The organism is Aridibaculum aurantiacum, assembly GCF_017355875.1.
Lineage (GTDB): Bacteria > Bacteroidota > Bacteroidia > Chitinophagales > Chitinophagaceae > Segetibacter > Segetibacter aurantiacus.
In genome coordinates this window covers 659,885-686,480 of sequence record NZ_JAFEWC010000001.1, presented here as the reverse complement: position 1 = coordinate 686,480, position 26,596 = coordinate 659,885, and the positions used below count along the sequence as shown (strand labels likewise).

General features: G+C 42.9%; 25 protein-coding genes. 11 read left to right on the top strand and 14 right to left on the bottom strand.

The window, feature by feature from the left end; all coding sequences use genetic code 11:
* Positions 1-45: 45 nt before the first annotated feature.
* Together J4N22_RS03000 and J4N22_RS02995 are read right to left on the bottom strand one after the other, a co-directional pair.
* Positions 46-1,017, bottom strand: coding sequence for a DUF4271 domain-containing protein (locus J4N22_RS03000; RefSeq protein WP_207492228.1), 972 nt, complete (start codon positions 1,015-1,017; stop codon positions 46-48).
* 181 nt (positions 1,018-1,198) lie between these two features.
* Positions 1,199-2,944 (bottom strand): BamA/TamA family outer membrane protein, encoded by a 1,746-nt coding sequence (locus tag J4N22_RS02995; protein ID WP_207492227.1) that lies wholly within the window; start codon positions 2,942-2,944, stop codon positions 1,199-1,201.
* Between the two features lie 81 nt (positions 2,945-3,025).
* Here J4N22_RS02995 and hemW point away from each other — a divergent pair, with 81 nt between their 5' ends.
* Entirely contained in the window at positions 3,026-4,147 is a 1,122-nt protein-coding gene (hemW, locus tag J4N22_RS02990) for a radical SAM family heme chaperone HemW (RefSeq protein WP_207492226.1), read from the top strand.
* A 133-nt stretch (positions 4,148-4,280) separates the two neighbouring features.
* On the opposite strand, the gene J4N22_RS02985 is transcribed toward hemW, so the two are convergent.
* From J4N22_RS02985 to J4N22_RS02945, 9 genes are all read right to left on the bottom strand, one after another.
* Positions 4,281-5,279, bottom strand: coding sequence for an NAD(P)H-dependent glycerol-3-phosphate dehydrogenase (locus tag J4N22_RS02985; protein ID WP_207492225.1), 999 nt, complete (start codon positions 5,277-5,279; stop codon positions 4,281-4,283).
* A gap of 118 nt (positions 5,280-5,397) precedes the next feature.
* Positions 5,398-6,765 carry an efflux RND transporter periplasmic adaptor subunit gene (locus J4N22_RS02980; protein ID WP_207492224.1) on the bottom strand — a complete coding sequence of 456 codons (1,368 nt, stop codon included), beginning with the start codon at positions 6,763-6,765 and terminating at the stop codon, positions 5,398-5,400.
* A 25-nt stretch (positions 6,766-6,790) separates the two neighbouring features.
* On the bottom strand, positions 6,791-8,215 hold the full coding sequence (locus J4N22_RS02975) for a TolC family protein (RefSeq protein WP_207492223.1): 1,425 nt from the start codon (positions 8,213-8,215) through the stop codon (positions 6,791-6,793).
* Positions 8,216-8,275: 60 nt separating this feature from the next.
* On the bottom strand, positions 8,276-9,451 hold the full coding sequence (locus tag J4N22_RS02970) for a trans-sulfuration enzyme family protein (RefSeq protein ID WP_242692031.1): 1,176 nt from the start codon (positions 9,449-9,451) through the stop codon (positions 8,276-8,278).
* Entirely contained in the window at positions 9,444-10,817 is a 1,374-nt protein-coding gene (locus tag J4N22_RS02965) for an APC family permease (RefSeq protein ID WP_207492222.1), read from the bottom strand. Before J4N22_RS02965 ends, J4N22_RS02970 begins: the two co-directional genes overlap by 8 nt.
* 34 nt (positions 10,818-10,851) lie before the next feature.
* Entirely contained in the window at positions 10,852-11,295 is a 444-nt protein-coding gene (locus tag J4N22_RS02960) for a DUF2721 domain-containing protein (RefSeq protein ID WP_207492221.1), read from the bottom strand.
* A gap of 92 nt (positions 11,296-11,387) precedes the next feature.
* Positions 11,388-12,386 carry a zinc-binding dehydrogenase gene (locus J4N22_RS02955; protein WP_207492220.1) on the bottom strand — a complete coding sequence of 333 codons (999 nt, stop codon included), beginning with the start codon at positions 12,384-12,386 and terminating at the stop codon, positions 11,388-11,390.
* Positions 12,387-12,502: 116 nt separating this feature from the next.
* A complete protein-coding gene (locus J4N22_RS02950; protein WP_207492219.1) occupies positions 12,503-12,712 on the bottom strand; it encodes a hypothetical protein in 210 nt (69 codons plus the stop codon).
* A gap of 6 nt (positions 12,713-12,718) precedes the next feature.
* A complete protein-coding gene (locus J4N22_RS02945; RefSeq protein ID WP_207492218.1) occupies positions 12,719-13,897 on the bottom strand; it encodes a thiolase family protein in 1,179 nt (392 codons plus the stop codon).
* 195 nt (positions 13,898-14,092) lie between these two features.
* Here J4N22_RS02945 and J4N22_RS02940 point away from each other — a divergent pair, with 195 nt between their 5' ends.
* Entirely contained in the window at positions 14,093-15,115 is a 1,023-nt protein-coding gene (locus J4N22_RS02940) for a quinone-dependent dihydroorotate dehydrogenase (protein WP_207492217.1), read from the top strand.
* 115 nt (positions 15,116-15,230) lie between these two features.
* The gene (locus J4N22_RS02935; RefSeq protein WP_207492216.1) at positions 15,231-15,761 is read left to right on the top strand and encodes a YcxB family protein; all 531 of its coding nucleotides are present in this window, start codon (positions 15,231-15,233) and stop codon (positions 15,759-15,761) included.
* 137 nt (positions 15,762-15,898) lie between these two features.
* Here the strand turns inward: J4N22_RS02935 and J4N22_RS02930 are convergent, their stop codons facing one another.
* A complete protein-coding gene (locus J4N22_RS02930) occupies positions 15,899-16,594 on the bottom strand; it encodes an RsmE family RNA methyltransferase (RefSeq protein WP_207492215.1) in 696 nt (231 codons plus the stop codon).
* Positions 16,595-16,700: 106 nt separating this feature from the next.
* Between J4N22_RS02930 and J4N22_RS02925 the strand changes: the two genes are divergently transcribed.
* Positions 16,701-17,117 (top strand): hypothetical protein, encoded by a 417-nt coding sequence (locus J4N22_RS02925; protein ID WP_207492214.1) that lies wholly within the window; start codon positions 16,701-16,703, stop codon positions 17,115-17,117.
* A gap of 65 nt (positions 17,118-17,182) precedes the next feature.
* Here the strand turns inward: J4N22_RS02925 and dnaB are convergent, their stop codons facing one another.
* On the bottom strand, positions 17,183-18,802 hold the full coding sequence (gene dnaB, locus J4N22_RS02920; RefSeq protein ID WP_207492213.1) for a replicative DNA helicase: 1,620 nt from the start codon (positions 18,800-18,802) through the stop codon (positions 17,183-17,185).
* Positions 18,803-19,325: 523 nt separating this feature from the next.
* On the opposite strand from dnaB, the gene pheT reads away from it, so the two are divergent.
* The 3 genes from pheT to J4N22_RS02905 are packed head-to-tail and all read left to right on the top strand — an operon-like array spanning position 19,326 to position 22,366.
* Entirely contained in the window at positions 19,326-21,752 is a 2,427-nt protein-coding gene (pheT, locus tag J4N22_RS02915; protein WP_207492212.1) for a phenylalanine--tRNA ligase subunit beta, read from the top strand.
* Positions 21,753-21,766: 14 nt separating this feature from the next.
* Positions 21,767-22,054 carry a hypothetical protein gene (locus J4N22_RS02910; protein WP_207492211.1) on the top strand — a complete coding sequence of 96 codons (288 nt, stop codon included), beginning with the start codon at positions 21,767-21,769 and terminating at the stop codon, positions 22,052-22,054.
* A 9-nt stretch (positions 22,055-22,063) separates the two neighbouring features.
* Positions 22,064-22,366, top strand: a complete 303-nt coding sequence (locus J4N22_RS02905; protein ID WP_207492210.1) for a cell division protein ZapA — start codon at positions 22,064-22,066, stop codon at positions 22,364-22,366.
* 46 nt (positions 22,367-22,412) lie between these two features.
* Here the strand turns inward: J4N22_RS02905 and J4N22_RS02900 are convergent, their stop codons facing one another.
* Positions 22,413-22,820, bottom strand: coding sequence for a putative periplasmic lipoprotein (locus tag J4N22_RS02900; protein WP_207492209.1), 408 nt, complete (start codon positions 22,818-22,820; stop codon positions 22,413-22,415).
* Between the two features lie 484 nt (positions 22,821-23,304).
* Between J4N22_RS02900 and rny the strand changes: the two genes are divergently transcribed.
* The 4 genes from rny to J4N22_RS02880 all read left to right on the top strand — a co-directional run bounded on the left by rny (position 23,305) and on the right by J4N22_RS02880 (position 26,585).
* Complete coding sequence (gene rny, locus J4N22_RS02895) at positions 23,305-24,870, top strand: ribonuclease Y (RefSeq protein ID WP_207492208.1); 1,566 nt, start codon at positions 23,305-23,307, stop codon at positions 24,868-24,870.
* Between the two features lie 210 nt (positions 24,871-25,080).
* Positions 25,081-25,722 carry a TylF/MycF/NovP-related O-methyltransferase gene (locus J4N22_RS02890; RefSeq protein ID WP_207492207.1) on the top strand — a complete coding sequence of 214 codons (642 nt, stop codon included), beginning with the start codon at positions 25,081-25,083 and terminating at the stop codon, positions 25,720-25,722.
* 130 nt (positions 25,723-25,852) lie between these two features.
* Positions 25,853-26,200 (top strand): 50S ribosomal protein L19, encoded by a 348-nt coding sequence (rplS, locus tag J4N22_RS02885; protein ID WP_207492206.1) that lies wholly within the window; start codon positions 25,853-25,855, stop codon positions 26,198-26,200.
* A 145-nt stretch (positions 26,201-26,345) separates the two neighbouring features.
* On the top strand, positions 26,346-26,585 hold the full coding sequence (locus tag J4N22_RS02880) for a Sec-independent protein translocase subunit TatA/TatB (RefSeq protein WP_242692030.1): 240 nt from the start codon (positions 26,346-26,348) through the stop codon (positions 26,583-26,585).
* Positions 26,586-26,596 lie beyond the last annotated feature (11 nt).

Sequence of the window (26,596 nt, the reverse complement as noted above, 5' to 3'; positions counted from 1 at the left end):
TGACCCGTTTTTTACCATGCTATGTCTTTCGGTGTTTGTGCAAAATTAAAGACTCTTATCCAAATAAATCATTAACGTCTTGTAAATCAGCAGGAGGGGTGTTATCTCAAATGCCAATACGTAAAAGAAGAAATGTAATAGGTTCACTTTCACCTCTCTACGCACCTGACCAAAAGCTAACACATACCTATAAAAGAAGAGAAGTGATATTACAACTACTGAAACTGTGATACCAACATCAATAACAATGGGTTGTGAAAACGCGATGACCAAGGTTATTGGCAGCAGTACCACGCCGATTATCTTATTAATAAGGTAGACGATGAAAATATAGGTTTCAGCAGACTGCTTTACATTGAATACCCAACCGGCAAAGGTCAAAAAAACATATTTGCCGGTATACAAAATGGTTAAAAATAAGGTACCATTTAGGAAGAGCAGCCAGAAGGATTCATCTACAACATTATAATGATCTACCAGTAGCGCCAGGTAAGCACCACCCGATAAGATGAAAAATAAGTTGAGTAGCAATGACGGTAGCGCACTTTGTAGCAGGTGCTCCCTCGTTTGCTTTTGCCTGAAAGATGGCTGGAAAAACAGGTGGAACACATTGGTGAAGTACCGCGGAAATACCAGTTTGATAAAGGCCAACAACAATAGCAAGCCAGCCAACAGGTAAAACATCTCGTCTTTATCTTCCCGTTCCCGCTCCTTTATAACCAGGTAAACGGGCGGTTCAGTCATCTGCAGGTAAGGATTGTCGAGCAGCTTGAGGAAAAGGCTGTCTACAGGGCGGGCTACAGGTAACTGCTTTACTGAAACCGTATCAGGAGCAGCCGCTACAGCTGTATCATTTGCGGTGTCAATTTGCCCTGACTGCGGCAACGGATTGGCTGCTGGTGATGTTTGTCTAACAGCAGGAGCACCAACCGGCGGAGGCACAGCGCCAGTGTCAGCCTGCGCAAAAACTGCACTGCCAAACAAGCTAAAAAATATGATGAGCAAAAGGTATTTCAACCGCGGTATAATTGGGCGCAAAAATATCTTTGTGCAGCCACAGTATAAAATAAATAAAGCAAGCCGGGGTTAGGGTTTAGATGTTAGGTGTTAGTTGGTAGTTGTTAGATGTCTAACCTTTACTTCTGATCTCCAATCTCTGATCTCTGACTTCTGACCTCTGACTTCCCACCTCTGACTTTTAAAATATACTCACATACCCAAAATGGATCTTCGATTGCCGTATGTCGAAGTTGAGGTCATTGCGCTTGCCTGCGGCATAGCTGAGGTTGAAGATGCCACCTTTGGTCTCAAAAGACAATCCGACACCGGCACCCAAATAAGTATTGCGCTGGCTGGTAATGGTATTGCTTGTCCAGCCAAAGTCGGTAAAAGTAAAAAAGTTTGAATTCAGCCCGAGCAGGTAGCGGTACTCAAGGGTTCCAACGGCAAAGCTGCTGGCAAAAATAGCTTCTTCATCAAAGCCACGCATGAGTCGGTAACCACCTACCTGGAAAAGCTCGTTCCTAAAAGCATTCGGGCTCTGGTACCAACCAGCTTGCACACCCGTTTTAACCACCGCTTGTTTGCCTACAGGAAAATATTTTCCAAACCTGCCACGCAGCCGCAGCTGGTAGGTTTGCAACTGGAGCGTATCGTACAGGCTGTTGTAATCAAAAGAAGGATCTTTAAGCGACATGATGGCGTTATTCTTCTTTACCGCCTTCTGTCCCACCCCTCCAAAAAGAGAAAACTCGATGCCGCTCCGGGGGTTGAAGCGATAATTGGTAGCATTCACATCATATTCAACACCAACGTTCAGAGAGCTTACATCCGCTACTGTAGGTAGCCTTTTTGTAAATTTTACCTGCAGCGTATCAACATCCAAAATGCTGGTTGATTGTGTCTGCACCACCACTTTTGCAGTCTTATTGCTCGAGAGCATATATAACAAACCAAACTGCCCGTTCACATTCAGGAAACTAGAATCCTTCTTGAAAAGCTCGAACGAAAAATCAAACCCGAACGGTGACTTGAAGACGTATGGCTGCATGTATTGCAGGTTCAGCCTCGGCGACTTCGGTTGGATCTGCTGCCACACTACACCTATTCTTTCACCCGTTCCAAAAGCATTTTGCAATTGCAGGTTAGCATCAATGGTAAATAAAAGTTTTCCTCCCAGCTGTTCATTCGCCGGAAGAAAGCCTGCCAGCACATTCACCTGGTTGCTGCGCTTTGGTTGCAGGTAAAGATTTACGAGGCTGCCGGTATTAAGCATCGTCAGATCCCATGGCTGGCTTTGCTGAACATAAGGCAGCTCCAGCAGCCGTTGATTTATTTTGGAAAGCGTTTGTCTTCTATACATTCCGCCCCGCGGCAGGTCGAGGTACCGGTGAATAAAGTTTTGTGAAATCCTTGCTGTACCCATCATTCGCACACTGTCTATCTTGTACGAAGGGCCTTTATTTACTAAAAGGTTTCCTGAGATCCTTCCGCTGTCAAACTGCACTTCAGCCAGCTCCACCTGTGCAAAAGGGAAGCCGGTATTTTCTAAATGATCTAGCAGCCGCTCCTGCAATAGCTGGTACTGAACCAGGTTTATTGGCTTGCCTTGCATGCCCACCGAAAGATTGGCCTGCTGCAACAGCGGCCAGTATTCCTTATTAATAAGTATGCATGCTTCCGAAAGTTTTTCTCCCAGGTAAACATGAACAACAGCCTGTGAGTCAGCAACAACAACCGTATCAAGGGAAGCGGCAACATAACCTTCTGCCTGCAGTATGGAGGGTAATCGATCTATGTAAGCGCGGCAGTTTTCCTGGTTGTTGAATAGCGTTTGCAACTTCAGTTTCTTAACTGCTGCACTGTCGGCATCAACCGGAAAATAGTGTAGCTGATAAGCTTTTTGAGCATTTGCAATAACAGGTGCAAAGGCCAACATTAACATCAACAAACTTCTTATAGAAACGTATCTGGTTACCTTTGCCATCTTTACAAAAACAAGTTTACAAAAGTTTTCGCGGCTTCCATGGCAGGCATCTATCTACACATACCTTTTTGCAGGAAAGCCTGCCACTACTGCAACTTCCACTTTTCTACATCTACTAAGCTGCAGGCAGATTTCGTGCAATCGCTGCTGAAGGAAATTTTGCTGCAGAAAGACTATTTACATGAACCTGTTTCAACCATCTATTTTGGCGGCGGCACTCCTTCTATTTTAGAAATAGAAGAGCTCCGGTTGATACTGCAAACGCTGAGGCAGCATTTTTCTATAACAGAAGGTGCCGAGATAACACTGGAGGCAAACCCAGACGATATAACTACAGGAAAACTAAGAGAATGGAAAGCTGCAGGAATAACCCGTTTGAGCATGGGTGCACAATCTTTTGCAGAAGCTGACCTGGTATGGATGAACCGGGCACACAATGCACAACAGGCGCTGCAAAGCATTCAATTGGCACAAGCGGAAGGTTTCCACAACATAACCATCGACCTGATTTATGGAACACCTACCCTAAGTGATGAACAATGGAAGCTGAATGTACAGCAGGCAATCGACCTGGGAATACCTCATCTATCATGCTATGCACTTACTGTTGAGCCTAAAACTGCACTGGAAAAACTGATCAGTAAGAACGAGCTGGCACCTGTAGACAACCAGAAACAGGCGCATCATTTTGAACTGCTGATGCAGTGGATGCAGGAAGCGGGTTATGAACATTACGAGATCTCCAATTTTGCAAAACCTGGCTACCGTAGCAGGCACAATAGCAGCTATTGGCAAGGCGTTCATTACTTAGGTTTGGGGCCGTCGGCGCATTCGTTCAATGGCAGCACTCGGCAGTGGAATGTCTCCAACAACGCGCTTTACATAAAAAGTCTAGAAAAGGACCAGGTGCCTTTTGAGATAGAATATTTAACGCCAACAGAACAAGTGAATGAATACCTGATGACTGCGCTCCGCACCATGGAAGGTGTTTCTCTTAAAAAACTACAGGAGGATTTTGGTGAGGAAATAACTGCTAAAGTGCTGGCAGCAGCCAAACCATATGAGCAGGCTCAGCACCTGGTGGAAGAAAATGATTATTTGAAAACTACAACCAGTGGAAAATTGCTGGCTGATGGAATAGCCTCTGATCTTTTCCAGTAACTACTGGTGCGACAACTTCCTGATGCACCACCTGCATAGGTTTACTACACCTACAATAGCAAGCAAAACAACGGTACCACTTCCAAATATTTCGAATGAAACAGGCATAACTAAAGGTACTGAATTGGCCGTTCTACTTCAGTACGTTCTCAATTTCTTTGAATGCATCGCATGGCTCCATATGCTCCCAAAGAATGCGGTAAATATTTTCTGCTATAGGCATTGTTGCACCATACTCCTGGTTGATCTTGAAAATACACTTGCTTGCATTGTATCCTTCAGCCACCATATTCAGTTCCAGCTTTGCTGCTCTAACAGAGTAGCCTTTACCTAGCATATTACCGAATGTTCTATTGCGGCTAAATAAACTGTAGCAAGTAACCAGCAGGTCGCCCAGGTAAACTGATGCGGCATAATTTACCGGCTCAATATTATGTTCTGCAACCACCAATTTTAAAAATTGCACCATTTCATCGGCGGCATTTGCTATGTATACGCTTTGAAAATTATCGCCATACTCCAACCCATGTGCAATACCAGCTCCCAGTGCATAAATGTTTTTTAGAACGGCAGCATACTGAGCACCCAGCACATCGTGGTTTACTACCACGTTCAGGTATTCTGTATGAAAATGATCGGCTATCTCTTTTGCGGCATCTTCGTTGGTACCAGAGAATGTGAGATAAGAAAGTTTTTCTGATGCTACTTCTTCTGCATGACAAGGACCTAAAACAGTATAGTAATCATCTAAAGGAAATTCAAAACGTTCTTCCAGGTAGTGGTTCAGCAACTTGTTACAGCCAGGCAAAATGCCTTTGATAGCAGAAACAATCTTTTTGCCTTTAAAGATGTCCTTCGGCAAGTTTTCAAATGCTTCCTCTACATATGCAGAAGGTATAGCCACTACAAGCACATCTGCATTAGCTACCACCTCTTCTATCTTGTGGTCCAGGTGAAGTAAAGATGTATTGAAATAAGCAGCATGCAGGTAATGAGGATTATGCCTCCGTTGCTTCATCTGGCGGATCGTGTTCTCGTTGCGCACCCACCAATGAATTGCCTGATCACCATCTGTCAGGATCTTTGCGAGTGCTGTTGCCCAACTTCCACTTCCTATTATTCCAAATTGCATGTACTGGTTTTAAAAGTGCGGCAAACATACAAAGAACCCTGATTTACCAATTACATGAAGAATGTATGCCATTGTATTCGTTATATATAGATAAGCAACTGCTAAGAACCACGCGCCACTATTTCTTTTCAAATACTTTTTCTTTGGTTGTTACCTGTACCTTATCTCCTTCTTTCATTGTTTTACTTACAATATTATAAGGACCTGTAATTACCTGGTCGCCCACCTTCAGGCCAGAAAGTATTTCTATGTAGTTGATGTCCTGTATGCCTGTCCGAACCTTCACTTTCTTCACCTTTCCATCTGGCTGCAATACAAAAACAACTTCATCTAATTCGTCCTCAGCTGATGCTGAACGATCAAATTCTGATGCTTCTGTTTCTTCTTCCTCTTTAGCATCTTTCTTATTTGACTTGTCGCTGTTCTTCAAACGTGTAGTGACCGCATTGATTGGAACAGCAATCACATTAGCCTGTGTTTTAGATTGTATATCTGCGCTTGCGTTCATACCTGGTCTAAAAGGAAATGTCTTTGGTTTGGAAGGATCGATCAGGTCCTGGTAGCTTTCGGGCAGTAATCTTATGTGAACCTTGTAATTGGTAACATCGCTGTTAGACATAGATGCCTGCGCAGCTGAAGTGCTGCTGGCAGCGATCTTAGTAACAAGCCCTTTGAACTTTCTTTTGTTGTAAGCATCTACTTCTACAATGGCTGTATCACCATAATGAACCTTAGGAATATCATTTTCTCCTACATCTACTCTTACTTCAAAAACATTCATATCGGCAATGCGCATCATTTCTGTTCCTGCCATTTGTGCCGTACCCACTACCCTTTCACCTTTCTTCACATTCAGCAAGCTTACTATGCCATTCATAGGAGCTACCAAAGTAGTTCTGCTCACATCTTTTGCTGCACGCTGCAGTTGTGCCCTTGCGCTTTGTACCGATGCTACGTTTCCGCGAATACCTTGCTGAGCTGCTTCATAATTGGCTTTAGCAGATTTCAGCGCCTGGTCTGCCTGTTCAAATTCAGCACGCGATATTACTTTTTCATCCAGTAATTGTTTTTGCCTGCTGTGGTTTGCCTGGGCCTGCTCCAGCGTTGCCTGCAGTGCACCTAACTGTGCACGTGCATTGCCCACCTGTGCCTCCTGTGCATTCACACCTGCAGCAGCCTGGTCGCGCTGCGTGCTGTATATGTCGGCATAAATTCGTGCAAGCACCTGGCCTCGTCGTACACTATCGCCTTCCTCTACATTCAGTTCTGTTATCTCACCGCTAATATCCGGGCTTACCTTCACCTCTACTTCTGGGTAAACTTTGCCACTTGCTGTTACTGTTTCTATGATGGTTCGGGTCACCACCTTTTCAGCCGTTACTTTCGTTCCTTCTTTTTTTCCTATAACTCCTGATGATTTTAATACTACCAATAGCAGTATCACTACCACCAGGCTAATGATTATCCATAATAATTTTTTGTTCATGCTAATGTATTTAAGGGGTTGGCGGTTATAGTTGTACTCCCATGCCTTTATAAAATTCCAAAACCTTCAGTTTAAAGATATAGTCGTAGCGGTTGCTTACTGCTTCTATACGTGCACGGTTCAGGTTGCCCTGCGTGATGAGGTAATCAAGCGTTCCGAGCAAGCCAACATCCAGCCGCTTTTGTGAGATATTGAAAGCGCGTTCAGAAGCTTCTACATTCCTGAGAGAAGCATTGTATATCTGCAAAGAAGCAAAGGCATCCTGGTAAGCGCTGTAGATATTTGATTTAAGCGTAAGTTTCTCCTGCTCGTCCTGCAATTGGGCCTGCTGCACGTTTACTTTAGCACGTTCCCATTGCGACCTTGTAGACCATTGATTGAAGATGGGAAAGTTGAGACTCAAACCTATAGCCTGTCCAAAGTTGGTATTGAGCTGGCGATGTAAAGCAATAGGCCTGGTTTCAAAAACAGCTTTAGGAGCTAAAACATTATATGTATTTCCAGAACCGTCTACAACCACTGCGCCTGTTGGCTGGTTCGGCTGAATTCCAATAAGGGTAGGCACACCAGCATCTACAAAACGAGTGTTCAAACTACCGAAAGCTGTAATAGTAGGATACATACTTGCTCGTGCTGATTTCGCTTGCATCTCAGACGCCTGGATGCGCATGCCGGTCATTAGTTGTACGGGTTGTGTAGTAACAGCAACTGCATATACATCTTCGGGCTGAAGCGCTGCAAGGCTTTCAACAGGTATGGTTTCCACAGGTGGCGCTTCTATATCGAAAGGCGTAGCAAGATCAATGTTCAGGTACGACTGCAGGGTGATCAGGGCCTGCTTTTCTAAAGCACGTGTTTGCAGTAACAAAGCTGAGTCCCTCACCAACTGCGCTTCAATCTGGATGGCATTCAGTTCTGGCTGAGAACCTGCGTTTACTAATTTTCGTGTGTTTGATAACTGAGCTCTTGTTTGCTCCAGTTGTACTTCATTTACTCTTATTTGTTCGCGGCGGAGCATTACCTGCAAAAAAGCATTTGCCACCAGTAGAGAAATATCATTCTTAGCGCGGCCCACACCTACTGCATCTGCCTTAGCGAACAATTCATTGGCAGCAATATTGTGCTTACGTGCACCCCAGTTAAAGATGTTGTACTGTGTTTGCAAACCAATATTCCCGGCTATGAAGTCGGAACTCTCAAGGGTACCGGTAGTAGGATTTTCGTTGAGACCATGCTGGTAGTTAGCGCTGATATTGCCATTCAAAGTTGGCAACCTGCTCATGCGTGCCTGCTGGTAAGATACCTGTGAGAGTTTAGCCTGGGCCAGCGCCTGCTTTACAGTAATGTTGTTGTTGGATGCATATTCTATACACTGGCGGATGCTCCATTTTTGTTGGGCAGAGGTGGCAAGTGTAATGAGCAATAGAAGGGTTGAAAGAAAAATTCTCATATGAACAAAAATACTGGAATTAGATACTCTATTTAAAGAACGTGATGAATGGATAAAAGATCACTGATCCAGCTTATTAAATGCTTGTTCTAAATCTGCAACCAGGTAAGCCGCATCCTCTAACCCTAAGTAAAGCCGTATCATCCTATGTTCAATATTAGCCGCATCAAACTCTTCTTTAGGTATGCCTGCACAGCGAGGAATGACCAGCGATTCATAACCACCCCAACTTACTGCCATCAATATATGCTGCAGGCTATTACAAAAAGTTTCTACCTGTTCTACATTGGATGCTTTCAAAACAAATGTTAGCAAGCCACATGCGCCTGTTAGTTGTTTTTGCGCCAGTTCATATTGAGCAAAGGTTTCGTCTAAGGGAAAAAATACCTGCTCCACTTTTGGATGCTGCTTTAGATAAGCTAAAACTTCTTTTGTGGTGCGGCTTCCTCTTTCGAGTCGTGCGGGTAAAGTACGAAGTCCACGCAGTAGCAGCCACGCATTGAACGGCTGGATACCGCTGCCGATATTCATATACTCGCTATTGAATATCTTTTCTATAGCTGCCCTGCTACCAGATAAGACACCAGCAACTACATCGCTATGGCCGCTTATATATTTCGTAGCCGACTGCAGAACAAGGTCTATCCCAAGCCGTATAGGTTTTTGGTATAAGGGCGTACTATAACTATTGTCGCAAATGGTGATGATCTGGTGCTGCTTAGCCAGGTCTGCAACTGCTTGCAGGTCTTGCATTGCATAGTCCCAGCTGTTTGGCGATTCCAGGTAAAAAACAGTTGTATTAGGAAGTATAGCTTCTTCAAAATTCTTCATATCAGTTCCATCTACATAGGTATGATGAACATTGAACCTCGGCAGAATAACTTCAAACATTCGCTGTGCCCATGAATAAGGTTTGCGAACAGAAACAATATGATCGCCTGCTTTTACATTGGCTAATACTGCGGCAAAAATGGCTGCGGCTCCACTATTGAAAACAAGGCAATCTTCCGCTTCATCCAGTGCAGCTAATTTTTTACGAAGTATATCAACAGTAGGATTTAAGCCCCGGCTGTACAGGTATGTAGCATATTCATCGGTGAATGCTTTGCGCATTTCTGCTACATCTTTAAAGGCAAAATTGCTGGTTTGCACAATGGGCGGCGCAATAGCATTGAAATATTGCTCCCGCTCTTCACCCAGTTCGGTAAGTATGTACGACAGGTCCATATTAATCATCCGTATTTTGTTCTACCGCAGTGGCAGGGTCAATATATTTTGGTGGCCGTTTCTTAATGACGAAGTAAAGAAGGATAAATCCTACCATCACACCTACACCAGTGATAGCAATATTGGTAGAGGTAACGGCTATACTTATACAAACAAAAACATATGCAGCTATAAACAACAGCGGCATCAGTGGATACAACCGCATTTTGTAAATGCCTTTTTTATCCAGGTGTTTTGTACGCTTTCGCAAAATGAAAATGGTAGCTGCCGATGTGGCCATACCAAATGAATCGAGGAAAATGCTAAAGGACAAAATGCGATCGAACGTTTCTGCAAAAAACACTACAACCATTGCTATGGCAGCAAATGTGGTGAGTGCTACTATATAAACATTTCGCCGCTGCCACCGCCGCTGAAACACTTCAGGCAACACGCCATCCTCGCTCATGGCAAACATGACACGCGGGTTGCTTAGCAGCGTCACATTTACATAAGCGAGTACTGAAAGAAATAGCAATACAGAAAATACATTGGCGCCTTGTGTTCCAAATAATTTACCCACCACCAACGATGCTATTTCCCTGCTGTTCTTCAGTTCGTTAAACCCGATGATATTGTAGTAAGCAATATTTACCAGCAGGTAAAGTAGAATGATGACGCCTATGCCGAGAAAGATACCTTTAGGCATAGTGCGAGGTGCATCTTTTATCTCGCTACCAAAGTTGATGGTTTGCTGGTAGCCGCCATAGGTAAATGAAACAGCCACGAGGCAAAGACCAAACGAGGTAAGGATGGTGGAGGTAGAAGCGCCTTCGTCTATAGGCTGTGTAAGCGGAACATTATTAGCGGCATAAGCTGGTGGGTATACAAGAGCAGCGATCAGCAGCAATACCATTGCGATCTTGATGATCATTAGCACATTCTGCGTCTTCGAGCTCATGCGAAGACCAAGCACATTTACACCATAAAACAGTGCAATAGCTGCAATAGCAATAGCCATCGAAACCGCATCCGTACTTCCTGGAAAGAAAACTCCTTTTATATACCCGGCACCAATCAATGCAACACCTGCAATGGAAGCCGCATTTGAAATGAGTATACTACAGTTAAGTGCAAATGCCAGTGAGGGATGATAAGCGTAAGAAAATATTTTATAGTACCCGCCGGTAACAGGGTAGCGCGATCCTATTTCTGCATAGGTAAGCGCTCCACATAAAGCTACCAGTCCACCTACTATCCAGCCTGCAAAATAGATGGATGGAGTAAGTGCAGCTCTCGCTGCGTCGCTGGCAGTTCTAAAAATTCCCATGCCTATCACCAGGCCAATGACGATCATGGTTAGCGAAAACAAGTTGAGCTTCTGGTTGCTTTGCATGCAGCTGTGTTAGTTGGTAATAATGTTACTTAGCTTAGTCTCTTTCAAACTTCTTCTTTATATACTTCACCAGCGAATGGTCTTCCAGTCCTTCCATATCGCTCAGCTCCAGTTCCAGCGCTTTGGTACTTACCTGTATCTCTACAAGAGAAAGCACGAGTGAAAGAATAAAAAATACCAAGCTAAAAGCAAATAAGATGTGCGCCCACGCCATGTTCTGTATATAGATGCAATACATGCAAAAGATGCAGGCAAGGAAACTCATTACGCCCATGGCCTGCATATTCTTAATAAGCCGCAGCCTGTAGCGCAGGTTTCTTATTTGTCCATGAATGATTTCTTTTTTATCGCCTTGCAAGTATTCTGCATGAAGGCTTCGTACCCTGTTTGCCAATGCAAGAAAACGATTGGTATGTGCTAGCATGATCAAACTAATAGCAGGAAACAATAGTGCAGGCGTGTTGATGCTGATCTCCATGCGTGGAAGTTACGTATAGCTATGGATGTAATAAGAACCTTAAGCTAAATTAAATGCAAGTCAACTGAAAACCTGTTCTAGCTATCGCTGTATCAGAAGCCTTGCAACACCAGCTTACCAAACTGGCTGGCCTCATCCATTTTGCGAATGGCAACTTCGGCATCGGCCATTGGAAAAATTTTATCAATGACAGGATGAATCTGATGCGTTTCAAACAGCTTGACCATTTCTTCAAATTCAGCCGGAGTACCCATTGTAGTGCCCATAATATTGAGGTGTTTCCAAAAAATCTTTTGCGGGTTGAGCGATGTGATGGGACCTTGCGTGCCGCCATAGAAAACGATGCGTCCACCAAGGTTTGCCAGGTCTACAAAATTTTTAAAACCATCGCCGGCAGCGCTATCAATGATTACATCAAATCCCTCTACTGCAGATTGAAATAGTTTATGCCAGCCATTGATCTTATAGTTAATACCCAGCTTTGCGCCCAGCTGTACAGCACGGTCAATCTTATCATCACTTCCCGAAGTAACATATACTTCAGCACCTGCAGCAAGCGCCAGTTTCATCGCCATCAGTGCTACACCTCCACCAATACCAGATATCAAAACTTTGTTTCCCTGTTTTACCTTACCACGTGTAAACAATGCCCGGTAAGCTGTAAGTCCTGCCAGGGGTATAGCCGCTGCTTCCTCCCAAGACAGGTACGCAGGTTTATTGAATAAAGCCGAAGCAGGAACTACTACATATTCAGCAAAAGTTCCATTATCAGGAAGACCTAATATTTTAAATTGTTTGCTATGGAAGTTGGGATCATCACCCCAATGAAGACCAGGGTTGATGATTACTTCTTTATCCAGCCAATGTTCATTTGCACCATCTCCTACTTCTGTTACTACCCCAGCCCCATCACTTCCTAAAATGATCGGGTAGCGCAATCCAGCGTATTGCCCTTTTTGTATCCAAAGATCACGATGATTGAAAGCTGCTGCTTTTATTCGAACCAATACTTCTCCTGCTGCTGGCTTGGGTGTTTCTACTTCCTGTACTTGTAATGACTGCTCCTTATCCTGTAAAACTATTGCTCTCATTATTTACAAATTATAGCATGCAAAGTTGTGGCTAAAACATACATCATAAGGCAAAAAAAAGCTCCGCATCGCGAAGCTTTATACCTAATACTTTTAAGAATTCAATCCATTCACTGCTATACTGTTTTCTCCTGTGTCATTCTCTTATAACGCTTGTAGTTGTCAACCATCCATACTGTGAATAATAGCAGCCTTACTACATCCTTAAACGTGTTGAAGTCCTGCTGGGCGTATGTTTCTAATATCAGTGAATATATACTTAAGGCTAAACCAGCAATAGCCAGGAACATAAACAGCAGGGGCACCCATGTTTTATTCCTCTTCATATAGTTTTAGTTGATGTTTTCTATGATACCAGCAATACCCTGGCCACCACCTACACATGCTGTCACCAATCCGTACTTCTTGTCCAGGCGCTTCATTTCATGTAGTATCTGTACGGTTAGTTTACTACCGGTACAGCCTAAAGGATGACCAAGCGCAATAGCTCCTCCATTGATGTTCACGATGTCAGGATTAAGACCCAGCTCACGAATCACTGCCACCGACTGCGATGCAAAAGCCTCGTTCAGTTCTACCAGGTCAATCTCATTCAGGTTCATGTTTACCTGTTGCAACACTTTAGGTACAGCAGCCACAGGACCAATACCCATGATGCGAGGATGTACTCCTGCATTCACACAACCTACCAACCTACCAATCGGTTTAAGCCCTAGTTCGTTCACCATTTTCTCGCTCATCACTAGTACAAAGCTGGCTCCATCGCTGGTTTGTGAAGAGTTACCTGCCGTTACCATTCCACCTGCTGCAAACGCTGGTTTCAGCTTACTGAGTGCATCTAAACTTGTATCAGCACGAGGACCTTCATCTGTATCTACAACATAAGAACGCTTCTTCTTTTTTCCATTCTCATCCAGGTATACCTGCTCTACATTTATCGGAATTATTCCAGGTTTGAAAAATCCATTTTGAATAGCATTGATTGCCTTTTGATGTGAGTGATAGCTGAACTCATCCTGTTCCTCCCGACTTACCTTATATTCTTTAGCAACAGCTTCTGCAGTTAAACCCATATTCAGGTAATAATCCGGCTCATCGCTGGCAATGGAATAGGCAGGAACTGTTTTCCAACCGGCTGTTGGCACCATGCTCATGCTTTCTACCCCACCTGCTATTATACAATCAGCCATACCCATTCTAATTTTGGCAGTAGCAATAGAAATGGTTTCTAAACCGCTGGCGCAATAACGATTTACTGTCATACCCGGCACATCAAAACCCAATGCCCTGGCGGCTATTATTCTTCCTACCTGCAAACCTTGTTCGGCTTCAGGTACGGCATTACCAACTATCACATCATCAACACGCGTTGGCTCCAGTTGAGGCACTGAAGCCACCAATCCTTTTATAACTTCAATCGCAAGATCATCAGGACGCTTAAAACGAAAACCTCCACGTTTGCTTTTGGTTACAGCTGTCCGGTATCCTGCTACTATATATGCTTCTTGCATGATTACAGATTTAGTTTCCAAATATAAGATAATAGGTTGCATAAACAACCAAACAGGCCGACTGGCTCACAGTTAACAATAAGTTCAGTTTGTGTATTTAACGAAAGGAATATTATGCAGGAAAACGAAGTCCAAGACTCACCTTCCTGTAAACCTGCTTGTTTATGTGCTTTTTCCAATTGAACTTCGCGGCTCATGTACAAATTACTCCGAAACCTTCTTTTCAATTTTGATGCTGAGGCTGTTCATCATTTTTCGATGAATTCACTGCAAATTGTGGGTAACCTTAAGCCGGCTCAAAAAATACTGGCAAAGGCGTTTTCTCATATAGACGCTTCGCTCCATCGCCACCTTTTTGGTCTTGATTTTAAAAATCCTGTTGGCCTTGCAGCTGGTTTTGATAAAAATGCCCTATTTATAAAAGAACTGGAGATGCTGGGTTTCGGACATGTAGAAATTGGAACCGTTACACCACAGCCACAACCAGGAAATGATACTCCCCGCTTGTTTCGCCTGCCACAGGATAAAGCGATCGTAAACCGGATGGGCTTTAACAACAATGGTGTAAAAGCTGTAGCTGCACGACTTCGTGCCACTGAACGCAACATTATTATTGGAGGCAATATTGGTAAGAATAAAGTTACCGCCAATGAGGATGCATGGAAGGACTACGAGATCTGCTTCAGGGAGTTGTTTGACTGTGTTGATTATTTTGTGGTAAATGTTAGTTCACCCAACACTCCCGGCTTACGCGAGTTGCAGGAACGTTCTTCTTTACAAAAAATTCTTGGTCATCTTCAAACCATCAACAAAGGGAATAGCAGGCCAAAGCCGCTGTTGCTAAAGATCGCACCAGACCTTACCACTACACAGCTGGATGAAATAATACAACTGGCAGAGGAGGTAGAGCTGGATGGACTGGTAGCCACCAATACCACCATCAGCCGTGAAAATTTACGTACACCTTCATCTAAAGTAGAAGCGATTGGAGCTGGTGGCTTAAGCGGTGCACCAGTTAAAGCAAGATCAACAGAAGTGGTAAAATATATAGCAAACGCTACCGGCGGAAGATTACCAATCATAGCCAGCGGTGGAATTTTTACAGGTGAAGATGCACAGGAAAAATTAGCTGCAGGTGCTTCCCTGGTGCAGGTTTGGACGGGCTTTATTTATGAGGGCCCGGCTATTGCTAAAAGGATCTGTAAGCATTTAAGTTGATCAGTTGATTGGTTGATCAGTTGATCGGTTGATAAGTCCAATAGCGTTAGTAAATTGATCAATCAAGTACTTCATAATTCATATTCATAGTTCATAGTTCATAATTATAACCCACATGCACATACGCGTACGGCTCACCGAAAAGATCATTAACGACTGCCTGCAGTTACACTACCACGACCAGCCTACAGGCCGCAGAATGAGGCAGCGACTGTACCTGATACCACTGGTGATGCTCGGTATAGCAGCATTTATTCTATACAATGAACTTCGTAGTCCTGCAGTTGGTCAAAATTTCTATATGGCTTTGTTGTATGTCAGCTTTGCTTTTATCTACTACTTCTTTATGCGTCACCGCATGATGCGTGCAGGTGGTAAACTTTTGAGGAACCTAGGTGAAAACTCGTCATTTGAAATGGATGTAAATGAAGAAGAACTGACCACGACCACAAAAAGCCAGTCTTTCTCACAACCATGGTCAAGCTTTACTGGCGGCCTTATCAGCAACAACAACGTGCTGCTTTACCAGGCAAACAACTCATTTTCTATGTTCAATCACAGCTTTTTCGAAGCAGGTGATTTCGATCGTTTTAAACAACTGGTACAAGACAATGTACAGCCGGTGATAGTGGTGAATAAAGATTAAAACAATTGCGGATTTCTGATTGAAGATTGCGATTGAAGATTTGTTTACACCTACTCAACTTGAACCCTCTCACCAATCAACCTATCAACTGATCAACTGATTACTGATCAACCTATCAACTGATCAACCAAACCTGCCTATACACAAAGCAAACTAGCCGCCACTACTCCTGCTGTTTCTGCACGCAGTCGTGTATCTCCAAGTGTAACAGGTTTATAATTATGTTCCAGTGCTAGTGCTATTTCTTCTTTAGTAAAATCACCCTCGGGACCAATAAGAATCTGAACAGATGATGCAGCATGAAAATCCCGCACATGATGCTTCTGTTCATCTTCGCAATGGGCTACCAGTTTTTCAGAAAAATCGGAGCTTTCTATGGCTTCTTTAAAAGCTACAGGCTGGTGTAAAACAGGTAGCCATACTTGCTGGCTTTGCATCATTGCCGAAACCACGATCTGCTTCATTCTTTCGTAACGGAAGTGCTGCTTTTCGGTACGGTGGCACAACAGCGGAATAATAGATGTAACGCCAATCTCAGTAGCTTTTTCCAGGAACCACTCAAAGCGGCTGGCGTTCTTTAAAAGTGAAATAGCAATGCTCACCTGCTTGTCTTTTTGCGGTTTATAAGAGCTTTCAGATATCCTTACTGAACATCTTTTTTTATGAGCATCTGCTACAACAGTTGTAAAAAGATTACCTCTCCCATCAGTAAGATGTAATGCTTCACCCTCCTTCATCCTAAGCACCTGTACAATATGTTTGGATGCATCTTCATTGAGCGTCATAAACTCACCATTGATTGCTTCATCATGAAAAAATATAGGCAGCGACATGGGTCAAAAATAACAGTAAATGCACTTATACCTGTGGTAGAAAGGTGACTACAGTTAATGCAACGGTTTCTCTTTTTGCTATGTCAAGCTGCTAAATCATAAAAACATGCAATACAAAAAATCTTTAGCTATAGTTGTTTTTACAGCTATTACGGCTTTTTATTCCTGTACTAAAAAAGCAGAAACAAGAAATGAACTGGTTGGTAAATGGAAATGGGTAAAAACAGAAGGTGGCATAGCAGGTCATATACTTGAAACCCCTGAAACTACCGGCCGCAATGTACAATTGCAGTTTCATCATTCAAGGCATTATGAGCTTCACACCAATGGCAGCTTATCAGCAGAAGGATCGTATACTTTGGAAACTAAAAAATGCATTCATGATCATGCTGATAAAACCTTCATTCGTTTTTCTGGCTCTACGCCTGCTCCTATGATGGTAGAAAAAACCATAGCCGATACGCTGGTTTTATCAGATGAAGCTTTTGATGGAATGAAAAGCAGTTATGTACGAGTACAATAAATGCATAAAAGAAGCCCTTCAAAAAACTGAAGGGCTTCGGTATGCTAAGTTAAACGTAAGCTTCTTTAGAAAGGTGGGGCCTCATCAAAGCCTTCATCAAATTCGCCACTATTCATCTTACTTCCTTTTTGAATGAATAAGCGGGCATTATCATCCACTCCACTGCCAGCTGCAGGGCCGCCTCCTGGCTGCACCGGCTTCCAGCTTCCACCGCCACCACTGCCAGCACCAGGATTGAATCCTCCACCACCGCCGGTACCAAAGTCGTCACTTTCTTCCTCTACAAATTTTTGTATATGAAGCAAAGCGCGCAGCTTAATGGTTTCCAAGCTACCATTACGGTGCTTGGCTATACGAACGTGCGTTTCACCACGGTTACTTTCGCCCATCTCGTTGGTGTTTATCTCGTAGTATTCCGGGCGATATAGGAACATTACCATGTCCGCATCCTGCTCTATCGCTCCAGATTCACGAAGGTCACTCAGCTGCGGCATCTTACTTTCTTTACGCGTTTCCACCGCACGGCTCAACTGGCTCAGCGCAATGATCGGCACACTCAATTCTTTTGCAAGCCCTTTCAGGTCACGCGAAATACGGCTGATCTCCTGTTCACGGTTTGTTTGCTTACCATCGCCACTGCCGCTCATTAGCTGCAGGTAGTCAATGATAATCAATCCAACTTTATGTTTATTCACCAGTCGTCTTGCCTTTGCACGAAATTCAAAGATGTTCAGACCGGCAGTATCGTCAATATAAATAGGAGCATCGCTAAGTTTGGTAACACCCTTTGTGTACAGCTGCTGCATTTCGTAGTCTTCCAATTTACCACGGCTGATCTTCTCCAGCATGATACCACTTTCCGCACTCAGGATACGCGCAACCAGCTGTGCAGAGCTCATCTCCAAACTGAAGAAAGCCACTGGAGTTGGTTTTTCGGGGTGTAGTGCAGCGCTACGCAAAAGGTTAAGTGCAAAAGCTGTTTTACCCACAGCCGGACGAGCTGCCAGGATGATAAGATCCGTTGCCTGCCAGCCATAAGTCACTTTATCCATTGAAGGGAAACCGGTTGGTACGCCCGATATCTCATCAGTCTTATTTCGAAGTTCGTCTATACGCTGGATGGTCTTTACCAACACGCTACCTATGTCATCGAAGTTCTTCTTCAGGTAGTTGTTGGTGATGTTGAACATCTTCGACTCACTCTCATCAAGCAGGTCGAATACATCCGTACTATCCTCGTAAGCATCACCAATGATCTCTCCGCTAATGCGTATCAGTTCGCGCTGGATGAATTTCTGCAGAACGATACGCGCATGCGCCTCAATATTTGCTGTAGAAACCACCATGTTGGTAAGCTTCGTTACTGCATAAGGACCACCCACCATGTCCAGCTCTTCCCGCATTTTCAGCTCTTCTACTACAGTAAGAATGTCTATAGGTAAACTCTTTTGAGCCAGCGATTGAAAAGTTCTGAAAATCCTTTGGTGAGCGTCTACGTAAAAACACTCAGGCTTTAGTATTTCTACTACAGTATCAAACGCACTTTTTTCCAGCATGATAGCTCCCAACACTGCTTCTTCCAGTTCTTTTGCCTGCGGTGGTACTTTACCATATACCATCGTACTCAGGTCAAGGGAAGGCTTCCGGCGGTTTTTCCGGTCTTTGTTCAGGTTGGTCAAATCCATTTATATGTAGTAAGGTGGTTAAGAAAAACGTCTTGTTTCACCGTTATCATTCATTCAAAAATGTTAAGAAAATGTTTCCCCAATATGTCTTGAATGTTATGAGAAGTGGTGAGGAGGGCGAATATAGACTCGAATATTTTCAGGAAAAAAATTTTGCTGCTTCTATATTTTTACCATAGTTGTTCCTGCTGCTATCCCCATAAAACATGGGGTTATTCACCAATAAAAAAAGCTTGTGCACAATCTTAAAAATTTTTCACCCGCTGCTGCAGTATTATCCACACAAGTTGTGCAGAAAGAAAAATGAGAAAAAAATGATTTTGGTACAGCAGGCGCTTCAGCAGCAGCGGGGAAATATTTCCACGGAAAATTTTCATCTTTTATTCCCATGCTACTTAGAAAAGCCATATATAACCGCTGTTTTTCATCATCCCAATTAAAAAATTTTACAGCCTGTTTTACCGATTCTTAATGCTGCCCTGCACCTGCTATATTTGCACATCTTAATAAAGCAGCATCTTCCATGACGATAAGTTACAATTGGCTCAGTTCGTATTTACCCGTTGCAGTTGAACCACAAAAACTCTCAAAAATCCTTACCTCAATAGGTTTAGAAGTAGAAAGCCTGGAGCAGTACGAAAGTATAAAAGGCGGATTAGAAGGAGTGGTAGTGGGTGAAGTAGAAACCTGTTCTCAACATCCTAATGCCGATAAACTAAAGCTGACCACGGTAAATGTGGGCAAAGCTGAGCCGCTGAAGATTGTTTGCGGTGCCAGCAATGTAGCTGCAGGACAAAAAGTGCTGGTAGCTACCATTGGTGCTACTATCCATCCTACAACTGGCGAGCCTATGACCATGAAGGCTGCAAAGATCCGCGGCGAAGAAAGCCAGGGAATGATCTGCGCGGAAGATGAACTGGGATTGGGAAACAGTCATGAAGGAATAATTGTACTTCCCTCCGATGCTAAACCAGGCACTCCTGCCTCTGAAGTTTTTCCTGTTTACACTGATTGGATATATGAGATTGGTCTTACACCTAACCGTATGGATGCTATGAGCCATTTGGGTGTAGCGCGTGACGTGTGTGCTTACATCACCATTCACGATAGAACAGATGCAAAACCGAAAACACCTTTCAGCAATGCTTTTAAGGTAGACAACCAGTCGCTGCCCATAAAGGTGACTGTAGAAAATAAAGATGCTTGTAAAAGATATGCAGGTGTAAGTATAACTGGTGTAACCGTAGCAGACAGCCCGCAATGGCTAAAGGATAAGCTCGTTGCTATTGGCCAACGTCCCATCAATAATATAGTAGACATCACAAATTATGTGCTGCACGAAACAGGGCAGCCACTGCATGCTTTTGATGCCGATGCTATAAAAGGAAACCATGTGGTTGTAAAGAACCTGGAAGCAGGCTCTGGCTTTGTAACATTAGATGAAAAAGAAAGAAAGCTGGAAAGCGAAGACCTGATGATCTGTAATGCAGAAGAAGGAATGTGCATAGCAGGTGTATTTGGTGGAGCTCACAGTGGTGTTACTGAGGCTACTAAAAATATTTTCCTTGAAAGCGCCTGGTTCAATCCGCCCAGTATCCGCAGAACTTCATTCCGCCATGGATTGAGAACAGAGGCTGCTGCACGGTTCGAGAAAGGTGTAGATATTTCTAATACGGTAAACGTGCTGAAACGCGCTGCACTTCTTATAAAAGAAGTTGCCGGTGGCGAAATAGCATCTGATGTAGTAGATGTTTATCCTGATCCTGAGCCAAAAACTGAAGTAGCGCTAAAGTTTCACTACCTGAAAAAGCTGAGCGGTAAAAACTACCACCCAGACTCTGTCAGGAAGATCCTTACCAGTCTTGGATTTGAGATTCTGAAAGAAGGTATGGATGAGATACGTGTAGCAGTGCCTTTCAGCAAACCGGATATTTCGCTTCCGGCAGATATAGTGGAAGAGATATTACGAATAGATGGGCTGGATAATATCGAGATAAATGGTGAAATGCATTTTACGCCAGCCATTGATGAGAACACTGCTAAAGAAGCGCTGAGAGAAAAAGCAGCGGCTTACCTCGCAGGGCTTGGCATGAGCGAGATCGTTACCAACTCCATCACAAACAGCCAATATTATACAGAAGAGCAACAAGCACTAGCAGTTAAAATGATCAACAGCTTGAGCGCAGAACTGGATACCATGCGCGTTTCGATGCTGGAGACTGGATTGGAAACTATATCCTACAACATCAACCGCAAAAACACCAACCTGCAGTTTTTTGAATTCGGTAAATCTTATTCAACAACCAAAGTTGGCGAATACAGGGAGCAGGAGCAACTGGCTATTTATCTAACAGGTACTATTGGCCAGGACAGCTGGAACAGCAAAAGCAAACCTATAGATTTTTACCAGGCAAAAGGTATTGCAGCTGCCGTGTTACAACTAGTTGGAATTGGAACTCCAACCATCACTGTTCAAGAAAGCAACAACTACAGCATTCTGCTAAAGGCTGCATTGAAAAATACCAGCCTACTCACCGTAGGAGAAGTGTCTCAGCAAAAGCTGAAGCAGTTTGATATTAAGCAGCCGGTTTACTTCATAGAAGTACAATGGAAGGAAGTACTGGATCTTGTTACAAAACAAAACATCACATACAAAGAAGTTTCAAAATTCCCTGCTGTTCAGCGCGATCTTGCTATCGTAGTTGACAAAGCACTTCAGTATAATTCAGTGCAATCAGTGGTTGAAAACCTGAAATTGACACGCCTGCAACAGGTACAACTGTTTGACATTTTTGAAAGCGAAAAGTTAGGTGCAGGTAAAAAATCCATGGCCATCAGCTTCACTTTCCTTGATGCTGAAAAGACAATGACGGATAAAGAAATTGATTCGATGATGAATAAGATCATCCAGTCGTTTGAGAAAGAATTGTTGGCTGAAGTAAGAAAATAACTGAAATTAGGCAGATGCAAAGCCTGGACGAACAAGTAAAACGTATAGAAGCAAAAGTGCAGCAATTGCTGAAAGAGTACCGGCAATCGCAGCGCGAAGTGCAGCGTTTGCAGGAAGATAAACTGGCTTTGCAACATCAGTTACAGGTGCAGGTGCAAAAGTCAAATGAACTGGCGCAGACTATATCTGTGATGAAGATCCATTCACTTACTGAAAACGATACCTCTAAAAAAGAGCTGGAGAAAAGGATTAACTCGTACCTGAAAGAAATTGACAAATGCCTTGCACTGCTCCAGGCTTAAAGTTTCAATATGGCTGAAAATGATAACCTGATTCCTGTAAACATCTTGATTGCTGACCGCAGTTACCGGCTTAAGATTGAGCCTGAGGACGAGGAGATGGTACGACGGACCATGAAGATGATCAATGAGAAGATTGTTGAGTACCGCATGGAGTTCTCTGGCAAGGATATGCAGGATTATGTGGCTATGGTACTGTTGTGGTTTGCTACCGAACTGCAGAAACCATCTACCACCGCACCGGTTAATAATTCTGAAGCCATTAATAAACTGCAACGGCTGGAAGAGCTGATCACCAAATCGCTTGAAAATTAAAAAAGCTCCTGTTAGTACAGGAGCCCATGTAGGATACGGACCAGCTTTACTTCATATTTACTTTATAAACTGAAGAACAAAACCAGGACCCAGTTGTAGTGGTATACTTGATCATATAAGTAGGAGTTGCTCCTTTAGGATCATTATCAACCACTGTATAATTTTTTACTTGCACAGAATTTTGATCTTTATACTCTACGTATATCTGGCAAAACAAAGTTTCATCAGAACCGGCTAAAACTTCTATACTTTGTAAGTTCTTTTCGTACTCAGTTGCAAATTTCAATGTCACCTGCTTATTCCCCGATTGTGACGCACTTACATTAACCACAGAAATATTAGGGTTTTTCAACACTAGTTGTTGATTACTGTTGTTGGCCACTTGTACATCTGCTTGTTTGGTACAGCCTGAGATAAGCAGTGCAAAAAGGATTCCGTTAAAGAATCTTTTCATACATAAAAATTTAAAAGGAATAAATGCGGGTATCAGCTTAGCGGCTATTCAAGAAGATATTGGAGGATAACAGAAAAGATGGTACTACAAGAAGAAAGGATGCATCCGTTGATACACAAAACCCACTGAAGGAGAACCATTTAAACAAAATGAACCGACTTGTGTACGCGCAAAAACCTTATCAATTTTATCTCTATATATAACAGCTTGTATTTTCAACCAGCAGGTATTTATTATTTTAAATATGCAGGTATTCTTGCATTCCAACTTCAGAAAAAATATTTCTAATTAAAAAGAAAAATAGATTCTAACTGGCTTAATTAGAAGGAATTGTTGCAGGATTTTCTTGCAAAAACGAGCGGTTTTAGCTACCGTTTTTTATCACCTATTATAATTATCTTCGCCCCCTTACACCTCATTCAATTACAAAATCAAAAATCTGATTTGGGATGGGACATTATAACCAATAAAAAACAACTATAGCATGGATCCGATCATAATATCCATAATCGCAGTCGTAGCAGGAGTGATTGTAGGAGTAATAATAGGAAAATTCGTATTTGCAAAAGATACCCGTAAACAAGTAGAAGAAGCAGAACAACAAGCTCAAAAAATTATTTCAGATGCACAGCTCCAGGCAGAAACGCTGAAGAAAGAGAAAATACTGGAAGCGAAAGAAAAGTTTGTACAGCTAAAGAGTGAGCACGATAAAGAGGTACTGGACCGTAATCGTAAGATCAGCGATGTTGAGAACAGGCTTAAGCAAAAAGAAGTTAGCATCAATCAAAAAGAGAATAATCTTGAAAAGCAGCTGAAGGAGAATGAGGCGATAAAAGAAAACCTGAACAGGCAGATAGAGGTAGTAAACCAGAAACGCACAGAACTGGAAAAACACCAAGAGGAACATATTCGCCGCTTAGAAAAAATTGCTGGACTTACTGCTGAAGAAGCAAAGAATCAACTGATAGAAAGCCTGAAGCAGGAAGCACATACACGTGCCCTTGGCTTGCAACAAGAAATACTGGACGACGCTAAGCAGAAGGCTAACAAGGAAGCAAGGAAGATCATTATACAAACTATCCAAAGGACAGCCGCCGAACAAGCTATAGAAAATGCCATTACTGTTTTCAACCTGGAAACAGATGAGATTAAAGGGCAGATCATTGGTAGAGAAGGTAGAAATATACGTGCTATAGAAGCTGCCACCGGGGTAGACCTGATAGTAGATGATACCCCTGAAGCAATTGTACTTTCTTCTTTCGATCCGCTTCGTAGGGAGATCGCACGTCTCTCTCTACAGCGCCTTATTTCAGATGGCCGTATTCACCCTGCACGTATAGAAGAGGTGGTGGAGAAAACAAGGAAGCAACTGGAAGAACAAATTATGGAGATCGGTGAGCGCACCGTTATAGAATTAGGTATTCATGGCCTTCACAAAGAGCTGGTACGTATCGTAGGTAAAATGAGGTTCCGTTCTTCTTATGGACAAAACCTGCTGATGCACAGCCGGGAAGTTGCAAACCTTTGTGGCCTTATGGCAAGCGAACTAGGCATGAATCCAAAACTGGCTAAAAGAGCCGGGCTGCTTCACGATATTGGTAAAGTACCTGACGAAGAAACAGAACTGAGCCACGCATTACTTGGTGCTAAGCTGGCAGAAAAGTATGGCGAAAATCCTGCAGTGGTAAATGCCATTGGTGCTCACCACGATGAAATGGAGATGCAATATGTTATCTCGCCTATTATACAAGCTTGTGATGCTATTAGCGGTGCAAGGCCGGGCGCACGTCGCGAAATCATGCAGCAGTACCTGCAGCGCATAAAAGAACTGGAAACACTTGCTCTGGGCTACCAGGGAGTAGAGAAAGCTTACGCCATCCAGGCAGGAAGAGAACTACGCGTAATAGTAGAAGCCGATAAGGTAACGGATAACGATAGCGACAAGCTTAGCTTTGAAATAGCGCAGAAGATACAAACTGAAATGACTTACCCGGGCCAGATAAAAGTGACAGTGATAAGAGAAAAACGTGCTGTGAATATAGCCAGGTAATTAACCTCAACTTAATGTGAACCACCGCCTTTGCGGTGGTTTTTTGCGTATATAGGCTACTTATGCAACTGATTTCATAAAGGTGCAGTCATACTAACTATGCCGCAGCTTTCACTGCCGCTCATCCAATATTTTCTCCAAAGCCATCCGTATTCATTGATCAGCCAATTGTCTGAAACATTAATCCCCCTTTCGGAAACAATTGCGTTTATGAAGTCATTTGTTGCATTTCCATCAGATAAGGACAAAGTTCTTTTGCCCCTGGTCACGCCCCGCAATAAGTCTGGTAAATTACTTGCTCACGTAGAAATATACAAACAGGTTGCGTCCCTCAATGGAAGCATCGTAAAATGTGGAATTGCTGCAGAAGAAGGTTTTGTAAGATTCATGGCACTGAAACAAGCCATGAAGCCATCACAGAACCGTCACATGATAGCATTTGAAAAGTTTAGTTATACCAACCAGCATATACCAGATCCTTTATTGAACCTGAAGATTAAGAATGTAGGGATCGCAATCAAGGATAATCAACAGGCGATGATGCGGAAGGCAAATGCAGAAGATATAGAGTTCATTCCGGGGCACGTAGACGACTCCATAGCTGCATACCTAATAGAAAATCCTGAACTGAAGATCTCTTACCTGAACATTGACCTCGACAATTACGAAATGACAACCACCTCACTTGAATTCTTTTATCCAAGACTGGTGCTGGGCGGGGTGATTATTTTTGATAATTACCATAAACAACAGGAAGAATACAAGGCTGTAAGAGATTATTTTTTCGGAAAGCCAGTATCACTTAATTGCTTCTCGCCTAAAAATGGGCCTTATTATTTGTATCGCCACTAAACTGCCTTTAGATGTCGTAGGTTTGCAGCATCTAAACCATCAGAAGCGAAGGGAATGCTAAAAAGATGAAATTAGTTTTTGAAATTAAAAGCTTCACCCTTACCTTCGCACTCCGCAAAAATATTTTGATATGAACGCTGTAGCTTACGTGCATGAGCAGTTGACTGCTACCAAACAGGTGCCTAAATTTAAAGCCGGTGACAACGTTACCGTAAATTATAAGATTATTGAAGGAAACAAGGAAAGGATCCAGTCTTTTAAAGGAGACGTGATCAAGCGCCAGGGCCAGGGAGCTACTGCTACTTTCACTGTTCGTAAAATATCTGATGGCGTAGGTGTAGAGCGTCTGTTCCCTGTGAACTCACCAAACATTGAATCAATCGTACTTCACAAAGTAGGTAAGGTTCGTCGTGCTAAACTGTTTTACCTGCGCGAAAGAAGCGGTAAGAGTGCAAGGATTAAAGAAAAAAGATATTAATCTACTGGTAGTTAAATACTTGAACGGAAGCCGAAGGTTTCCGTTTTTTTATTTGAACCATAGCGTCACTTTATACGTATTTTAAGAGCAGTGGCTGTAAAAACAACTTTATAAGCCTATTTTTGTAATCTAAATTGTCTGAATTATGACGAACCTATTTATAGGAATGCCTGGTGGAAGTGAGTGGATACTAATTGTTTTGGCCATCCTTATTCTTTTTGGCGGTAGAAAGATCCCTGAATTTATGCGTGGCATTGGAAGAGGCATTCGCGAATTCAACGATGCAAAATCGAATGTAAAGAGAGAAATAGAAGAAGGAATGAACGAAAATGAGGTGAAAGCGTCTACGACTACTACTTCTACTACTCCTACTCAGCCATCTTAATTTTAAAAGGC

Excerpts from the sequence above, each read along its gene's own strand:
- J4N22_RS02900 (WP_207492209.1), bottom strand. The coding sequence starts at position 22,820 with ATGAAAAGATTCTTTAACGGAATCCTTTTTGCACTGCTTATCTCAGGC.
- J4N22_RS02985 (WP_207492225.1), bottom strand. The coding sequence starts at position 5,279 with ATGCAATTTGGAATAATAGGAAGTGGAAGTTGGGCAACAGCACTCGCA.
- J4N22_RS02880 (WP_242692030.1), top strand. The coding sequence starts at position 26,346 with ATGACGAACCTATTTATAGGAATGCCTGGTGGAAGTGAGTGGATACTA.
- J4N22_RS02905 (WP_207492210.1), top strand. The coding sequence starts at position 22,064 with ATGGCTGAAAATGATAACCTGATTCCTGTAAACATCTTGATTGCTGAC.
- dnaB (WP_207492213.1), bottom strand. The coding sequence starts at position 18,802 with ATGGATTTGACCAACCTGAACAAAGACCGGAAAAACCGCCGGAAGCCT.
- J4N22_RS02955 (WP_207492220.1), bottom strand. The coding sequence starts at position 12,386 with ATGAGAGCAATAGTTTTACAGGATAAGGAGCAGTCATTACAAGTACAG.
- J4N22_RS02980 (WP_207492224.1), bottom strand. The coding sequence starts at position 6,765 with ATGAACAAAAAATTATTATGGATAATCATTAGCCTGGTGGTAGTGATA.
- J4N22_RS02940 (WP_207492217.1), top strand. The coding sequence starts at position 14,093 with ATGTACAAATTACTCCGAAACCTTCTTTTCAATTTTGATGCTGAGGCT.
- J4N22_RS02995 (WP_207492227.1), bottom strand. The coding sequence starts at position 2,944 with ATGTTAATGTTGGCCTTTGCACCTGTTATTGCAAATGCTCAAAAAGCT.
- pheT (WP_207492212.1), top strand. The coding sequence starts at position 19,326 with ATGACGATAAGTTACAATTGGCTCAGTTCGTATTTACCCGTTGCAGTT.
- rplS (WP_207492206.1), top strand. The coding sequence starts at position 25,853 with ATGAACGCTGTAGCTTACGTGCATGAGCAGTTGACTGCTACCAAACAG.
- J4N22_RS02975 (WP_207492223.1), bottom strand. The coding sequence starts at position 8,215 with ATGAGAATTTTTCTTTCAACCCTTCTATTGCTCATTACACTTGCCACC.
- J4N22_RS02950 (WP_207492219.1), bottom strand. The coding sequence starts at position 12,712 with ATGAAGAGGAATAAAACATGGGTGCCCCTGCTGTTTATGTTCCTGGCT.
- J4N22_RS02965 (WP_207492222.1), bottom strand. The coding sequence starts at position 10,817 with ATGCAAAGCAACCAGAAGCTCAACTTGTTTTCGCTAACCATGATCGTC.
- J4N22_RS02935 (WP_207492216.1), top strand. The coding sequence starts at position 15,231 with ATGCACATACGCGTACGGCTCACCGAAAAGATCATTAACGACTGCCTG.
- J4N22_RS02960 (WP_207492221.1), bottom strand. The coding sequence starts at position 11,295 with ATGGAGATCAGCATCAACACGCCTGCACTATTGTTTCCTGCTATTAGT.
- J4N22_RS02925 (WP_207492214.1), top strand. The coding sequence starts at position 16,701 with ATGCAATACAAAAAATCTTTAGCTATAGTTGTTTTTACAGCTATTACG.
- J4N22_RS02945 (WP_207492218.1), bottom strand. The coding sequence starts at position 13,897 with ATGCAAGAAGCATATATAGTAGCAGGATACCGGACAGCTGTAACCAAA.
- J4N22_RS02970 (WP_242692031.1), bottom strand. The coding sequence starts at position 9,451 with ATGATTAATATGGACCTGTCGTACATACTTACCGAACTGGGTGAAGAG.
- J4N22_RS02910 (WP_207492211.1), top strand. The coding sequence starts at position 21,767 with ATGCAAAGCCTGGACGAACAAGTAAAACGTATAGAAGCAAAAGTGCAG.
- J4N22_RS02890 (WP_207492207.1), top strand. The coding sequence starts at position 25,081 with ATGAAGTCATTTGTTGCATTTCCATCAGATAAGGACAAAGTTCTTTTG.
- J4N22_RS02930 (WP_207492215.1), bottom strand. The coding sequence starts at position 16,594 with ATGTCGCTGCCTATATTTTTTCATGATGAAGCAATCAATGGTGAGTTT.
- hemW (WP_207492226.1), top strand. The coding sequence starts at position 3,026 with ATGGCAGGCATCTATCTACACATACCTTTTTGCAGGAAAGCCTGCCAC.
- rny (WP_207492208.1), top strand. The coding sequence starts at position 23,305 with ATGGATCCGATCATAATATCCATAATCGCAGTCGTAGCAGGAGTGATT.